At 69.8% G+C, this 13,874-nt stretch carries 14 protein-coding genes; 7 read left to right on the plus strand and 7 right to left on the minus strand.

What is annotated here, in order from left to right; genetic code table 11:
- The first annotated feature begins 114 nt into the window (after positions 1 to 114).
- Both ACTG9Q_RS15620 and ACTG9Q_RS15625 read left to right on the plus strand, forming a co-directional pair.
- Positions 115 to 915, plus strand: coding sequence for a GNAT family N-acetyltransferase (locus ACTG9Q_RS15620; RefSeq protein ID WP_455573493.1), 801 nt, complete (start codon positions 115 to 117; stop codon positions 913 to 915).
- Between the two features lie 313 nt (positions 916 to 1,228).
- Complete coding sequence (locus ACTG9Q_RS15625; protein ID WP_455573494.1) at positions 1,229 to 1,429, plus strand: hypothetical protein; 201 nt, start codon at positions 1,229 to 1,231, stop codon at positions 1,427 to 1,429.
- Positions 1,430 to 1,442: 13 nt separating this feature from the next.
- On the opposite strand, the gene ACTG9Q_RS15630 is transcribed toward ACTG9Q_RS15625, so the two are convergent.
- From ACTG9Q_RS15630 to ACTG9Q_RS15640, 3 genes are all read right to left on the minus strand, one after another.
- Positions 1,443 to 3,506, minus strand: a complete 2,064-nt coding sequence (locus ACTG9Q_RS15630; RefSeq protein WP_455573495.1) for an AfsR/SARP family transcriptional regulator — start codon at positions 3,504 to 3,506, stop codon at positions 1,443 to 1,445.
- Between the two features lie 366 nt (positions 3,507 to 3,872).
- Complete coding sequence (locus ACTG9Q_RS15635; protein WP_455573496.1) at positions 3,873 to 4,826, minus strand: IS481 family transposase; 954 nt, start codon at positions 4,824 to 4,826, stop codon at positions 3,873 to 3,875.
- Between the two features lie 651 nt (positions 4,827 to 5,477).
- Positions 5,478 to 5,849, minus strand: a complete 372-nt coding sequence (locus tag ACTG9Q_RS15640) for a hypothetical protein (RefSeq protein ID WP_455573497.1) — start codon at positions 5,847 to 5,849, stop codon at positions 5,478 to 5,480.
- A gap of 211 nt (positions 5,850 to 6,060) precedes the next feature.
- Between ACTG9Q_RS15640 and ACTG9Q_RS15645 the strand changes: the two genes are divergently transcribed.
- The gene (locus ACTG9Q_RS15645) at positions 6,061 to 6,831 is read left to right on the plus strand and encodes an alpha/beta fold hydrolase (RefSeq protein ID WP_455573498.1); all 771 of its coding nucleotides are present in this window, start codon (positions 6,061 to 6,063) and stop codon (positions 6,829 to 6,831) included.
- A 39-nt stretch (positions 6,832 to 6,870) separates the two neighbouring features.
- On the opposite strand, the gene ACTG9Q_RS15650 is transcribed toward ACTG9Q_RS15645, so the two are convergent.
- Both ACTG9Q_RS15650 and ACTG9Q_RS15655 read right to left on the minus strand, forming a co-directional pair.
- Positions 6,871 to 7,014, minus strand: coding sequence for a hypothetical protein (locus tag ACTG9Q_RS15650; RefSeq protein ID WP_455573499.1), 144 nt, complete (start codon positions 7,012 to 7,014; stop codon positions 6,871 to 6,873).
- Between the two features lie 184 nt (positions 7,015 to 7,198).
- Positions 7,199 to 7,444, minus strand: a complete 246-nt coding sequence (locus ACTG9Q_RS15655; protein ID WP_455573500.1) for a hypothetical protein — start codon at positions 7,442 to 7,444, stop codon at positions 7,199 to 7,201.
- Positions 7,445 to 7,552: 108 nt separating this feature from the next.
- On the opposite strand from ACTG9Q_RS15655, the gene ACTG9Q_RS15660 reads away from it, so the two are divergent.
- The gene (locus ACTG9Q_RS15660) at positions 7,553 to 7,834 is read left to right on the plus strand and encodes a hypothetical protein (RefSeq protein ID WP_455573501.1); all 282 of its coding nucleotides are present in this window, start codon (positions 7,553 to 7,555) and stop codon (positions 7,832 to 7,834) included.
- 338 nt (positions 7,835 to 8,172) lie between these two features.
- Here the strand turns inward: ACTG9Q_RS15660 and ACTG9Q_RS15665 are convergent, their stop codons facing one another.
- Positions 8,173 to 9,225, minus strand: a complete 1,053-nt coding sequence (locus ACTG9Q_RS15665; RefSeq protein ID WP_455573502.1) for a Cys-Gln thioester bond-forming surface protein — start codon at positions 9,223 to 9,225, stop codon at positions 8,173 to 8,175.
- Positions 9,226 to 9,580: 355 nt separating this feature from the next.
- Between ACTG9Q_RS15665 and ACTG9Q_RS15670 the strand changes: the two genes are divergently transcribed.
- From ACTG9Q_RS15670 to ACTG9Q_RS15680, 3 genes are read left to right on the plus strand one after another with little or no spacing between them, the layout of a single operon-like run.
- Entirely contained in the window at positions 9,581 to 9,880 is a 300-nt protein-coding gene (locus tag ACTG9Q_RS15670; RefSeq protein WP_455573503.1) for an ABC transporter substrate-binding protein, read from the plus strand.
- Positions 9,858 to 10,340: an ABC transporter substrate-binding protein gene (locus tag ACTG9Q_RS15675; RefSeq protein WP_455573558.1), complete on the plus strand. Its 483-nt coding sequence runs from the start codon at positions 9,858 to 9,860 to the stop codon at positions 10,338 to 10,340. The genes ACTG9Q_RS15670 and ACTG9Q_RS15675 overlap by 23 nt, the downstream gene beginning before the upstream one ends.
- An 11-nt stretch (positions 10,341 to 10,351) precedes the next feature.
- Positions 10,352 to 12,064: a 1-deoxy-D-xylulose-5-phosphate synthase gene (locus ACTG9Q_RS15680; RefSeq protein WP_455573559.1), complete on the plus strand. Its 1,713-nt coding sequence runs from the start codon at positions 10,352 to 10,354 to the stop codon at positions 12,062 to 12,064.
- Positions 12,065 to 12,218: 154 nt separating this feature from the next.
- Here ACTG9Q_RS15680 and ACTG9Q_RS15685 read toward each other — a convergent pair whose 3' ends face one another.
- The gene (locus ACTG9Q_RS15685; protein ID WP_455573504.1) at positions 12,219 to 13,613 is read right to left on the minus strand and encodes an acyl-CoA thioester hydrolase/BAAT C-terminal domain-containing protein; all 1,395 of its coding nucleotides are present in this window, start codon (positions 13,611 to 13,613) and stop codon (positions 12,219 to 12,221) included.
- Positions 13,614 to 13,874 lie beyond the last annotated feature (261 nt).

A 13,874-nucleotide genomic window follows, 5' to 3' on the forward strand; every position in this document is an offset into this window, starting at 1 on the left:
GTGGTACGGCGGTCGGGGCACAGCGGTTCCGGGTGCGGGCGGACCGCCAGGAACCGCACCAACCCCGGTCCGCGTACGTGGGGCGGCAGGGCATCCTTCGGTGGCGGAGCAGCGATGAACACACATGACGGCGCGGGTTACGCGGTCGATCCCGGATCACTGCGGCGCATCCGCGGCTTCTCCTTGGCGCTGGCCCTCGCCCAGGCCACCGATGTGACCCACCTCGGATGGGGGTACGCCCTCAACCAGCACCACTTCCCGGTCTCGTGGGAGCACAACCGGATCCTGGTGACCGAGGCGGCTGATCCCGACGACGTGCTGGCGGAAGCGGACGCGGCGCTCGGCGCGCTGGCCGGGCACCGGCACCGCTTGGTCTGGTTCCAGGGCGAGGTGGTGCCCGAGTGCGCGCGGGCGTTCAGCGCGGCGGGGTACGCCGCGCCCTGCCGCATCATCACGATGGTCCACACCGGAGACCTGCCCGCGGTCGACACCGCCGCGGTGGAGGAGCTGGACTTCACCGCGCTGCGGCCCTCCCTCATCGACGACCAGAAGGCGCTGTTCCCGTACATCACCGACGAAGAAGCCGCGCAGCTGGCGGACAGGACGACGCTCGTCTCACGCCACGCCGAGCTCACCCTGCTCGCCGTGCGCGCCGGAACGGAGGTCCTCTGCCGCGCCCAGCTCCGGATCGCGGACGGCGTCGCCCAGATCGAGGACGTGTACACCAGGCCGGAGCACCGAGCGCGGGGACTGGCGATCGCCGTCGTGGTGGCCGCGCTGCGCCGCGCCCGCGCGGCGGGCGCGGACATCGCGTTCATCCGGGCAGACGCCGACGACTGGCCGTCGGCCTGGTACCGGCGGCTGGGATTCCGTGACGTGGACGTGGAGCACGAGTACACCCGCGAGCCCGCCTGAGCGGCCGCCACGGCCGAGCGGAACCGCGACGGGGCTAGCAGACGGGAACCCGGCCCATCCCCAACCCGCCGCGCAACGTTCGACATCCCTTGTCCGCGTGCGATGCCCCTTCCGCGTCCGCTCCGCTGTGACGGCGAGGCGGAAGGGCAACCGGGATCTCTCCTCCCGGCACCGCGAGATCCACTCCGTGATCCCCGGCATGTTCCTGATCCAAGCGGGCACCCGCGCGCGTATGCGGACCGCCTCCCGCGGGAACCGACCCTCCGAGTGGCGGCGTAATCGCGACACAGACCTCTGCGGAACCGGAGCAGCCATGAGCCCCCGTGACGGCCTCGTCGCCGATCTCTCCTCAGCCGAACTGGCCAGCGCCATGGCCGAGACCAGCAAGCGCATCAAAGGGTGCCGCGCCAACCTCGACATCGGGCTGGTGGTGCTGCACTCCCGCTGGATGGACACGCTCCTCGACGAGTGGTCGCGCAGGCGCGCGCAGCCCGGGCAACGCCGGTCGTCGTGAGTCCGCGCGCGGACTACGGCAGCGCCGGGACGCAGCGGACCTCGCGGGCATGGGCGGCGCAGGGCGGCCGCACCCCTCCCGGGCTGCCGAGCAGGCCGGGAGCGACGGGGTGGAACGGGGTCAGCTCCCGGCCCAGTCGCCGAAGGCGGGCGAGATCCCTGGCGCGGTGACGAGCCGTGTCCGCGGCCCCCGTCACGGCCAGGCGCGCCAACCCGTAGGCGCGCTGCGGGTACAGCATCGCGTAGGTCGTGGTCTCCCCGGAAGCGGTGCCGCCCACGGTCAGCAGCGAGCGCTCCACGAGCCCGTCGAGTCGTTCGACCACGGTGAACAGGTCCAGCCCTGTCACCGCCGCGGCGTGCCGGGCGGTGAACACGGGGGTGAGAACCGACACCCGGTCGTAGATCGCGCGGTCACGCTCGTCCAAGTGCCGATAGGACCATTCGACCGAGGCGTGCAGCGTCTGGTGTCGCTGCGGGGCGAACCGCTGGGCGTTCGGCATCAGCCCGAACCGGTAGGGGAGCATGGTCATGATCTCGGCGGGAGTGAGGGCGGACATGAGGCCCGCGGCGAGTTCGATGGCCAGGGGGACCCCGTCCAGCCGCCTGCACAGCTCCGCCACGTCGCTGATCCTCGCCTCCGCGTTCCGGAAGCGCGGCGCGGCGGCCGCGGCGTGGTGGAGGAACAGGCGCACCGCGGGGTTGCCGAGAACCGCGTCGTGGTCGTCCCGCGGCGCGGGCAGTGCCAACGGCAGCACCGGGTGGACTTGCTCCACCGGGATGGCCAGGGGGCTCCGGGAGGTGAGCAGGACCGCGACCCCCGGACACGTCCGCGTGATGGCCTCCACCAGTCCCGCGGCGTCGTCCACAGCGTGCTCGGCGTTGTCGAGCACGAGCAGCATCCGCTTCTGGCGCAGGTGGTCGAGCAGGTCGGCGCGGCCGTTGGCTTGGGGGTGGTCCTGGAGCGCGTCGACCACCGCACGGACCAAGGGGTCTGGTTTCCCCACCGCCGCACGTCCCATGAGCGGCGCCACGTCGACCGTGCAGACGCCCCCGGGGAACTCGGCGGCCAAGTCCGCGGCCACCGCTGACGCCACGCGTGACTTGCCGACGCCACCCGCGCCCAGCAGCGTGAGCACCCCCGCTCCCGTGCGCATCTCCTGAAGGGCCGCGGCGGTGTCGTGCTCACGGCCGACCAGGGGATCGCCGAACCTCCTGGAACCGCCCGCGGGAGGTGCCGGGACGCGGGGGCCCACCACGACCGCCGTTCCCCCCGGCGCGGGCCGCCGATGGTGCGGCAGCAGCCGCTGTGCCAAGTCGCGCAGCGCGGCCGAGGGCTCCAGCCCCAACTCCTCGTCGATGGCCCGCTGGTACTCGCTGAACCTCCGGGCCGCGTCGGCCTGCCTGCCCGTGCGGCAGAGCGCGGTCATCACCTGGCCGAACGCCTGTTCTCGCAGCGGCTGCTCCCCGATCAGCTGCTCGGCGAAGCGCAGCGCGTCCTCCGGCTGCCCGATCAGCAAGGCGACCTCTGCCCGCTCCTCCAAGGCCACGCCGCGCAACTCGTGCAGCGCGGACACCTCGGTGGCGGCGAACTCGTCATCGGCGAACTCGCCGTAGGCCCGTCCCGTCCAGAGGGCCAAGCCCTCGTCGATGAGCCGCGCGCCCGCGCTCGGGTCATGGCGGGCCGTGGCCCGGCCCTCGGCGACCCGGGCCCGGAACAGGGCGGCGTCCAAGTCGCCGCCTCGCAGGTCGAGGAGGTAGCCGGGCGGGCTGGTGGCCAACTGGGACTGCCACCCCGTCTCGCGCAACTTGCCCCTCAGCCGGGAGACGAGGGTTTGCAGAGCCGCCTCGACATGCACGGGTTGCTCATGGCCCCACACCACTTCGGCCAGGTAGTCGGCAGTGGCCACGGTGTTCGCTTTCACCAGCAGACCGGCCAGCAGCCGCCGCAGTCGTCCGGGCACGACCACCTGCTGATCCGCCTTGGAAGTCACCGCCAGCGGCCCGAGCACCCGCAGGACCGGACCGCCCTCCGGCGCCGCGGGTGTGCTGCGCCTGGATTGTGCTGCGCGGACGAGCATAGGACGTCCTCCCCGTCGCGATCACCACGGCGGCGACCAGGACGATCGACGATGCTAACCCGGGAAATCCTCGAAGTCGAGCACTCCTCCGCTTCGTGGTAATCGGTGATCATGAAATTGGCGAGATAGGCGTGGCAGCCGAACGCGGTGCGGCGAAACCCGGTGAGGGTGAATCGGTGAGATTGGTTATCCGCTCACGGTCAACGGGCTTTTCCCGTGATTCCTTCAGCCTCTCTCTCCTGCGGGCGGAATGCCCAGATCGTCGCAAAAGTCGGGATGGACTCGCGGCGCCCTCTGCGGCGCGACGACACCCCGCGCAGCGAGGGAGACCCTGGCGGGCGGTCACTCGCGAGATCCCATCGGGCGCTAGTTGTACTGACCTGGGAGGTTGGGAACGCGGCTGGTGGGTGGTTGGCCGTTGAGTGCGGTGTGGCCGCGGTGATGATTGTAGTGGTGGAGCCATTGTGGGTAGGCGGCTTGGCGTTCGGTTTCGGTGTGGTAGGGCTGGTGGTAGGCCCATTCGTCGAGGAGGGTGCGGTTGAAGCGTTCGACTTTGCCGTTGGTTTGTGGCCGGTAGGGGCGGGTGCGTTTGTGGGTGACGCTGGTGGCGGCGAGCGCGTCGCGGAAGGGGTGTGAGCGGTAGCAGGCGCCGTTGTCGGTGAGCACTCGTTCGACGGTGAGGCCCATGCTGGTGAACCAGGTGTGGGCGCGGGTCCAGAAGCCTGCGGCGGTGTGTTTGCGTTCGTCGGGCAGGATCTCGCTGTAGGCCAGGCGGGAGTGGTCGTCGACGGCGTTGTGCAGGTAGGAGTAGCCGGTGTCGGCGCGGTTGCGGCGGCCTTGGGCGCGGCCCAGGCTTCGGTGGCCGCCGCCGTCGGGGATGTTGCCCAGTTTCTTGATGTCGACGTGCACCAGCTCGCCCGGGGCGGCTCGTTCGTAGCGGCGCACCACCCGCCCGGTGGCTCGGTCCAGGTGCGCCAACAAAGGCAGGCGGTAGCGGGTCAGCACCCGATGCACTGTCGACGGGTTCAGCCCGAGCAGGTAGGCGATGCGCGCAGGTCCCCACCGGCGCAACACCCGCACCTTGACGATGCGCCGCTCGGTGCGGGTCGGCGTGCGGGCAGGGCTGCGGCGCGGGCGTGAGGATCGGTCGATCATCCCGGGCTCGCCGTCCTCGCGGTAGCGCACGGACCAGCGCTGCGCGGTGGACACCGACACCTGGAACCGCTCGGCAGCCCGCCGCAGCGGCCAGCCCTCGTCCACGACACACCGGGCCAGACGCAGCCTGCCAGTCGGAGTCAACGGGGCATTACGGTGGGACACGAGGGCCTCCAGGGTGCCGGTGACGATGTCGCAATCCACACCGAACCCGGAGGCCCTCCCTCATTCCAACATCATCCGACTACGTGTCGGCCCGTACACAACCTCTCGGGTCAGTACAGCTAGTGCACGGCTGGGTCAATGTCAACAAGGTCTACACCAGGCACCTCACCCCCATGCGGTTCGTTCAGCGCCTACGCCCAAGGCATCCGCGGTGTCAACCATCGCCTGTCGCGAAGTTGTATTCCTGCTCCACTCGGCCTCGCTTGGCCGCGTGAACTCCTCCCAATTCCTCGACCGAACGAGTTCGCGCAACAGTGGAACCTTCTCACGCCTCGACACGTATGGGTGGCAACAGTCGCTCCCGATGTCGGGGGCGTCGAATTCGACACGCTCCCGAACCGGCCGCGGCTCCAGTCGAGCGAATGGGATGACGAATGGCCGATCCAGTCAAGAAGGAATGGGCGTCGGAGTTCCCGACGGCGCTGTTGCCGCTTGCGAACAGGGGCGCAGGTCTCGTTGTCCGCGGTGGCCCGTCACAAGGGGCGGGTCGCGAGGACCGGGTGCGGGAGCTGCTCGCCCTGCTCGGGGAGGACTCGAGCAGGGAGGGCGTGGTCAAGACACCCGCACGGGTGCGCAAAGCACTGGACTTCCTCACCGAGGCCGTGTTTTTTCCTGGTGGGCGCGGCCCTCGACCGGGACCGGCGGATCCAGTTCGAGGTCGCAGCGCAAGCCCGCCCGGACCAGCAAGTCGGCGAGCACCCGCGCGGTCGCGTGAGCCGCGGAGCTGTTGTCGGAGAAGGCGGCGCTCAGCAGGTAGGAGTTCGTCGCCGGTGCCGTCGAGCTCGCGTAGACCGTCATGTCGAACCGGGAACCGCGAACCACGATGTCATCACCATGTCCGATGTGGACCTTCCACGGCCCGCCGCTAAGCACCGCGACGAGCTCCACCTGCGTCGGCCCGCGCACTTCTCCGTGCACGGACAAGGGCGGATCGGTCTCATCCCGCTTTCCCGCGTCCGGCATCGACAGCACCTCCCTCAAGGAACCGGTTTTCGAGCGCCTGCGTACTCATCCGCAGAAGTCGTCCGCACCGCACGACCACGGACAGGGGGGCCGCGTGCCAGAAAGTCGACCGCAAGCCGGGGACGGTTCGGGTGCCCGCGAGTGGAATCTCGATACATCGCCAGGTCCGCTGGTTGGGTACTCCCGCGGAGAGGGGCATGACGTCGTACTGTTGCACACCCATGTCGGCAGTCGCCACATGTGGAGCCGCATGGCACCGATCCTGGCGCGCGAGCACAGGATCACCGCGTACGACATGAGGGGCTTCGGCGACTCGCCCGCCCCCGCCATGGGCTTCCGACACGTCGATGACCTCCACCACGTCCTGGACAGCCGGTCCATCCGCCGAGCCGCACTGGTGGGCGCGGGCCTCGGGGCGAAGGTGGCGCTGGACTTCGCCAACCGGCAACCAGATCGGGTCTCTGCCCTGGTCCTGTTCTCCTGCTACTACGACGACCTGGATATCTCGGCAGCTTTGCAGGAGCACTCGACGGCCCTCCGCGAGCACCTTGAGAAGGGAGACATCGGCGCTGCCGCGGCTGAAGCTCTCGGCACCTGGGTCAAGGGGACAACCAGGTCGTGGACGCCCGCGCTCCGCCACGTGGCCGCTGGACTCGAGTGGGGCAACCGGCGGGCATTGGAGAACCAGTTGGCCCGGGAGCGGCACACGACGAGGTACGACTGGGCGCCCGTGGAGGGCCGTCTCCATCACGTCGCCGCACCCGCGCTGGTCGGGATCGGACAACACGACATCAGCGACCACCGCGAGTCCGCCTCGTTGTTGGCTGATGTGATGCCGCACGCCGAGCTGCGTCGTTATGACAACTGTGGTCACCACATCGTGCTCGAGGAACCAGGAACAGCACTGTCCGACGTGCGGCGGTTCTTGGTGTCCCATCTTCCCCGTAGCCAACCTGCCGACAGCCGCGATGCCGTGCCGTGAGCAGCACGTCTCGGCCCAGCCCGTGACTGCGTGAGGCCATCAGCGCGGGGACTCCGGGTCGGGTGCGGGGTGCGCGCGGTCGTCGGACGGGTCCATCGTCACGGGTTTGCCCGTGGCTGGACTGTTGTCCTCATAAGGTTCGGACTTGCGGTGTCGTCCGATGTAGCCCTCGGTTTCGGCCATCCGAGTGCGCCTTCCTCCGCGTGGGACGGTTGTAACCCTGATCGGGTGCCCTGACGGGAATGAGAGTACGTCAGTTTCCCTCGCCGTAGGGCAGGACACCCGATCGGAGCAACAGTTTACGCGGCTGTGTAGAAGGTTTTCTGTTGAGCAGCAAGAGCGGAGGGAAGTTTTCCGCACGAGGTGGTCACCCGATGTTGGCGATGGCGACGTGGGCGACAGGGTGGCTGGTGCCCGCCATCGCGGCAGTGCGGGGCACTCCGTAGTGGAAGGCGGGGAAGGGCTGGTTGGTGGGGACGAAGACGTACTGGTAACCGCGTTTGCCGTTGAACGCCGCGCAGGTCAGCTCGACCTCGACGCGGGTGGGGTTCGGCCTGTCCTCCCACAGCGGGGTGAACCAGCACGGAGGCTTGAGCCGGGCGATGACCCGCACGTTGACGTCTCGGATCGCCGTTCCACAGCCCCGGCGTCCCAGCCTGCCCTCGCGTGGGCGAGCAGGGTGATCGGGCCGACAGCGTTGAGCGCGAAGCCGAGCTGGTCGATGGCCGCCTTGTCCGTCACGCTGTCCACCATCGCCTCGGCGTGGGTCACGCACGTGGTCGTCTCCCTGGCGAACGCCTGGAGGGTGTCCTCGTTCATGCGCGCGATGTTCGGGAGCGCGAGCACCGCGGAGCGCGCGCACGACCTGACCTGGGTGACCGCGATGCGATCAATGTGGCTCACCAGCGCGCTCTGGGCGGCACCGAGAGAGTTGATGATCTTGGTCGTGGCCTGCTCGAGGGTCGGCTGGCTGCCCTCGCTGATCGTGGTGTACGCCGTGTAGGCGCCTTTCACGGCCGCGAGGACGTCCAAGGGGTTGACCGCCGCCTGGGCGGGTTGTGCTGTGCCGACTGCCGCGGCGCCCGTCAACAGCACCGCGCTCAGCCTGCGGATCGCAGAACTCCTGATCTTCGTACGTCCTCCTGTGGATGTCGCACCCAGTACGGTTCGTCCAGACCAACTGGATTCTTCCGTCGATCAGGCCCGCCGCGGCTGCGGGAAAGCGCGATCAGGTGCCCAACCGGACAGGAAGGACTGCTGTGCCATCGCTGGGCCAAGCGAGGCACCACTGTGGAGGACGAGCCGGTGCCGCCTCGGCGTGGCCGGGGTGGCACCGGATGTTCAGCTGGTCGCGCGCCTGCGTCGTACCACCAGCAGCGCCGCGGCGCCCGTCCCGAGCAGGGAGAGGCCGACGAGGACGGGCGCCAAGACCGACGCGCCCGTCTCCGCGAGGTCGTCCGCCGGGGGCGGGGCCGAGGCCACCGGGTCCGAACCGGGCGGGGAGACGCTGGTGACCGTCGGCTCCGGAGTGGGGCTGGGAGTGAGCGTGCTGGACGGTGTCGTGGTGCTCGTCGCCTGCGGCTTCACCGTGATGAAGGCGTTGGCCCGCAAGCCGAAGCGGGGCGAGCGCGCGATGACCAGCGCCTCGGGCGTGGGGGCGCTGCCCTCGCGGATGAGCAGCTCCCCGAGCAGGTCGTGATCTCCTTCGGCGGCCACCCTGACCGAACCGGGGACCGCGCTGCCGGAGACGACCGCCGAGAACTTGTTGCCGCTGTCGACGGGCGTGACCGGGTGCTTGCCCGAGGGGTCGCCGGGGAGCGGGTCGCCGTTCGATTCCGTCAGGCGCACCTGGCCCTCGGGCGACACCGAGAGGGTGGTCGACGAGACACCGGTGAAGGCGACGGTGAACGGCAGCGAGTCGCCCGGCTCACCGGTGCTCGCACTCGGCGTGATGACGATCCCCGGCTCGGGGTTCTCGGGCACCGCGGCCACGTCCTCGATCAGGAACCGGTACAGCGCGAGGACATCGGCTTCGGCCTGGCCGTCCTCGTTGTTGTGGAGCGGGTTGCTCGCGTTGAGGTTGCCGCCGTTGGTGAGGTGCCAGATCGCCGACTGCGTCCCGGCGATCGCTTCCCGCTGGTCGAACGCGTGGTTCCCGGGCACGCGCGACGACAGCGCGTCCAAGCCGACGTGCGGATAGCTCGCCCGCACGACCCCGTTGACCCGCTCGGCGTTGGTCGGGAACAGCGGCCCGGCACCCCGCTGCTCGTCCCAGCGGGCGTCCACCACCGGGTGCGCGGGGGTGAAACCGCGGTCGATATTGACGCTGTAGGCCAGGAAGCGGGTGTTGTGCACCTCGATGTCGAACCCGCGCAGGTGCGTCGGCTCTGCCACACCGACATCGTCGGAGCCGTCCCGGAAATTCACCTCATAGCCGTCGGCGACCGAGCTGAACTGCCCTCGCGTGTCCGCTGACGCCCCCGGTGCGGCCATGACGAGCAGAGGGGCCAGGCCGACCGAAACGACAGCGGCGCGGGCTGTGGCCGCACGGAACTTCATCATGCTCCCTGGTGGGTTCGCGAGACATCAACTTTCTCCGGTACGCGCAGTCGGGGGGCCGAGGTTCTCACTGGAGATCATCGTGACCCGTCCGTGTCTTCCGTGACGCGCCTCTCGCGACGGTGTGGAACCGATCGCGCCCCGCGGCCGTAGACGGCAATGTGACTGTGAGATCACTGGTGTCGTCGCCATGAACCGAATCGTCGTGGGTCTGCAGTACATGCACCCGTGGCCCAACGACGCGGGGCTGGTCCTCGCCCGACAGCTGGGCTGGTTCGCCGAGGTGGGGCTGGACGTGCGGTTCGTGCTGCCCGACCTGCACCACGGCAGGCCGTCGGACTACCTGCTGCGCGGGGATGTCGACGTGGCGCTGCTGCCCAGCAGCAGGGTACCGCGAGCTGCGGCCCGAGCAACTGGCCGCCTGTTCCATCGACGCCACCGTCGGGGGGTACTGGGCGTGGGACGCGCTGAACACCATCGTGCCCGCTGAGGAGCACATAGTGTGGCCCGTCACGGAGTGGGGTATTCCGCAGTTCCACGCCTATGTGCTCGTGGCCCACCGCACCGCGGTGGAGCGTGACCCGGTGGCCATGGCCGACCTCGTGGCCGTGGCCGAGCGCGGGTACCGGACCGCGGCCGAGGATCCCCAGCTCGTCGTGCGCGAGTTCGAGCAGATCACCCCGTACTTCGGGCCCGACCTGCTCACCCGTTCCCTGCGCTCGGTGTCCCCGACCTGGATTCACGCGGGGCGATGGGGTGAGCCGCGCGCCGCGTTGTTGGAACCGTACGCGCGTTGGTTGGCGCGGTGGGGGTTGCTTGAGAACAGTGAGGTGTGGAAGAGCTCTTGCACCACGGAGTTCCTTGACCGCTCACGCAGGAACGCGGAATCGGTGCGCGAGGGGCTCGGACCCGTGCCGACCGAAACCATGACGGGACCGGTGCGCCGGTGACGATCTTGGAGATGCTGGACTCCCCGGAGACCCTGCGGGAGCTGCCCGCGTTCGAACTGCCCGCCTTGGCCGAGGAGATCCGGCGCTTCCTCGTGGACCACGTGTCGCGCTCGGGTGGCCACCTTGGGCCGAACCTGGGGGTCGTGGAACTGACCATCGCGCTGCACCGGGTGTTCGCGTCGCCGCGCGACATCATGCTGTTCGACACCGGGCACCAGACCTACGTGCACAAGCTGCTGACCGGCAGGGCGAAGGGCTTCACGACGCTGCGCCGCACGGGTGGGCTGTCCGGCTACCCGAGCGCGGCCGAATCAATCCATGACCTGGTCGAGAACTCGCACGCCTCGACCGCGCTGTCCTACGCCGACGGGATCGCCAAGGCGCTGCACCTGCGAGGTTCCCGGCGGCGGGTGGTCACAGTCGTGGGGGACGGGGCGTTGACGGGTGGCATGGCATGGGAGGCGCTGAACAACCTCGCCGAGTCCGACCACCCCGTCATCGTCGTCCTCAACGACAACGGCCGGTCGTACGCCCCCACGGCGGGCGGCATCGGGGCGCACCTGGCCGAGCTGCGGGCAGGTCGGAAGAGCAGCGTGTTCGAGGAGTTGGGCCTGCGCTACACCGGCCCGGTCGACGGCCACGACATCGCCGCGCTCGAACGGGCTCTCACCGAGTCCGCGTCCGCCGGGGTGCCGGTGGTCGTGCACTGCCTCACACACAAGGGCAAGGGCTACCAGCCCGCGGAGCGGGACCAGACCGACCACCTGCACGCGGTCACCGCTTCCGCTCAGGCGCTCACACCGACCTGGACCGATGTGTTCGCCGATGAGGTCGCCGCCATCGGTGCCGACCGACCCGACGTCGTGTGCCTCACCGCCGCGATGCTGGAACCCGCGGGCTTGGCCCGCTTCGCCACCCGCTTCCCCGCCCGGGTGTTCGACGTGGGCATCGCCGAGCAGCACGCGGTGACCGCCGCCGCCGGGATGGCCATGGTCGGGCTGCACCCCGTGGTCGCGGTGTTCTCCACCTTCCTCGGGCGCGCCTTCGACCAGGTCCTGCTCGACGTCGCGCTGCACCGGCTGCCCGTGACCCTCGTGCTGGACCACGCCGGGGTCACCGGGGACGACGGTGCCAGCCACAACGGCATGTGGGACTCCGCGCTGCTGCCGCTGGTCCCGGGGTTGCGGCTGGCCGCGCCACGGGATTGCGCACGCCTCCGGGAGGCGCTCCGCGAAGCGGTCGGCGTGTCGGACGGCCCGACCGCCATCCGGTACCCCAAGGCGAGCCAGGGCGCCGATATCCCGGCCGGTGAGCGTGCCTGCGCGTGGGACGTGTTGTGGCGGTCCACCGCCACGCGGTGCCTGCTGGTGTCCGTTGGTCCGATGGCGGGCGCGTGCCTGGAGGCCGCGCAGCGCCTGACCGGGCAGGGCATACCGGTGACGGTGGTCGACCCGCGGTGGATCGCCCCGCTCGACCCGAGCTTGGTCGAGTTCGCCGCCACCCACCAGCTCGTCGTCACCGTGGAGGACGGGGTCAGGACCGGTGGCTTCGGTGCCCGGCTGGCCGACGCTCTCATCGGGACCGGGGCGCCGACCCGGACGGTATCCCTCGCCCTTCCCCCGCGTTTCCTCCCGCACGGGTCGCGCGCCGAGATCCTCAGCGCTCACGGGCTGGACGGAGCGGGCATCGCCGGTGCCGTGCTGAAGGGGTTGGGGCGGGGGTAGGCGAACCGGTGCCCGGTTCCCTGCTCGCTGGGGACGGGCTGTTCTTGCCTGCTACCGGGAGTGGAGCGCGTCCGATGGGACGGCACTGCGGACGGGAACAGCTTCCCGTCCGCAGAGCCGGCGGATCGCGCTCTGCGCTCCCACTTGATGCGCTTCAGAGGCTGCTGCCGAGGAAGTCCAGTGTGTGCTCCCATGCCACGCGGTTGGCCCGGTGGCTGCCCTCCGGTGTGCCGCCGAGGGCGAAGTACACCCCGTACGGCATGGGCAGGAAGTAGTGGTCGTAGGTGGTGGGCTGGTTGGGCAGCAGGATGATGTGCCCGGCGTCGTCGAAGCTGTGGACGTCGATGTTGGACTCCAGCCCCGCGTCCTCCATGCGCTCCACCGAGATCTGCGACAGCTCCCGCGACGGCCAGAGCCGGTCGTCCTCGCCCATGATCAGCAGGTACTCGCAATCGGTGTTCTGCTCGACCTTGATCGCCGCCTGGTCGACGTTCGGCGCCGCGGCGACGGCGTCGCTGGCCCACGCGGCCGCGTCGACGAAGTTCTGCGTGCCGCGGTTGGCCACCAGGAGGTCCACGAAGTCGGGGTTGGACGCGGTGACGTCGACTGTGGTCAGCGGCTGGCCGCCAAGAGACCACGCGGGCGGCGGGTTCTGCCCCGGCGCGGTCGACAGCCCGCTGGGCCACACGACGCCGATCGGTGTGCTGGCGACGACCGCCTTGATGTCGTGGTAGGTCGAGGCGATCAGCAGTGCCCCCTCACCGCCGCGCGAGGCCCCGGTGATGCCGACGCGCTCGCCGTCGACCCAGGGGTGGCCCTTGAGCCACGTGATCGCGTTGCCGAAGTACTCCAGCGGGATGTTCTCCTGCACCGCGGGGAGGCCCTCGTAGTTGAAGTAGGGCAGGTTCAGCACCACGTAGCCGTGCGAGGCCAGCAGGGCCGACCGCGCCTCCAGCATGAGGCCGAGCCCGCCGTCGGACCCGGTGATGGCGATGATCGCCGGGTGCCCCTCCGGCCCTGGGGCGGTGGCGGGCAGGTGCAGCACCCCCTTCACGCCCGCGGTGTCGATCACGGTCCTGGTCACGCCCTCCGCAGCGAAGACCTGCTCGAACTGGCGGGTGCCGATCACCGCGCCGTCCACGGCGAAGGTGAAGGTGTAGAGGGTGGGGGCGGCGGTGAACTTGTTGAAGCCGAACGGGGACAGGGTGACCTCGTTGTCCAGGCGCATCGAGTAGAACAGGCCCATCTCGTCGTCATCCGCGTACGAGCCTCCCGGCAGCGGCTCGTCGTGCCGCAGATTGACCCTGCCGTGGCTGTCGGCCGTGAACGACGCCTGCGACGACCAGGGCCTGCCCAGGTCATCGGCCATCGCGGCGGTGATCGTGACAGTTTCCCCCGCGGGAAGTCCGGTGACCCGGATCGCGAAGTTCTCGTCGGCCAGCTTGGAGGAGGGCATGTGGATGGCGGGTCCAGTCGCCGCGGCCGGTGGCGCGATCGCCAGCCCGGCCATGACGATCACAACCGCCAGGACTGCCCGTCTCTTCCTCATGGTTACCTCCTGCGGTGATGTCGATGACGGCGGACTTTCCTCCGGGGCCCTTTCATCTCGGTTTCACCGGCGCGGACCAAGACCCCGGCAGTCCTCGGTACCTGGGGCGATGGCGCGGTTCGGCGTGAAAGGCGAATGGAAGTCGCCGGTGTGAGGGTGACAGGCCACCTCACCGTAGGAGAACACATGGGATCATCAGGTCGACGCGTCGCAGCGGTGGCCGTACTCTGCTGCCTCGTCACGCCACTCATGACGGCGCCC

This window comes from Actinokineospora lacus, assembly GCF_053813445.1.

Coding starts and splice junctions, on each gene's coding strand:
- ACTG9Q_RS15640 (WP_455573497.1), bottom strand. CDS start 5,849: ATGCCGGACGCGGGAAAGCGGGATGAGACCGATCCGCCCTTGTCCGTG.
- ACTG9Q_RS15670 (WP_455573503.1), top strand. CDS start 9,581: ATGAACCGAATCGTCGTGGGTCTGCAGTACATGCACCCGTGGCCCAAC.
- ACTG9Q_RS15630 (WP_455573495.1), bottom strand. CDS start 3,506: ATGCTCGTCCGCGCAGCACAATCCAGGCGCAGCACACCCGCGGCGCCG.
- ACTG9Q_RS15685 (WP_455573504.1), bottom strand. CDS start 13,613: ATGAGGAAGAGACGGGCAGTCCTGGCGGTTGTGATCGTCATGGCCGGG.
- ACTG9Q_RS15620 (WP_455573493.1), top strand. CDS start 115: ATGAACACACATGACGGCGCGGGTTACGCGGTCGATCCCGGATCACTG.
- ACTG9Q_RS15650 (WP_455573499.1), bottom strand. CDS start 7,014: ATGGCCGAAACCGAGGGCTACATCGGACGACACCGCAAGTCCGAACCT.
- ACTG9Q_RS15625 (WP_455573494.1), top strand. CDS start 1,229: ATGAGCCCCCGTGACGGCCTCGTCGCCGATCTCTCCTCAGCCGAACTG.
- ACTG9Q_RS15660 (WP_455573501.1), top strand. CDS start 7,553: ATGGCCGCCTTGTCCGTCACGCTGTCCACCATCGCCTCGGCGTGGGTC.
- ACTG9Q_RS15680 (WP_455573559.1), top strand. CDS start 10,352: ATGCTGGACTCCCCGGAGACCCTGCGGGAGCTGCCCGCGTTCGAACTG.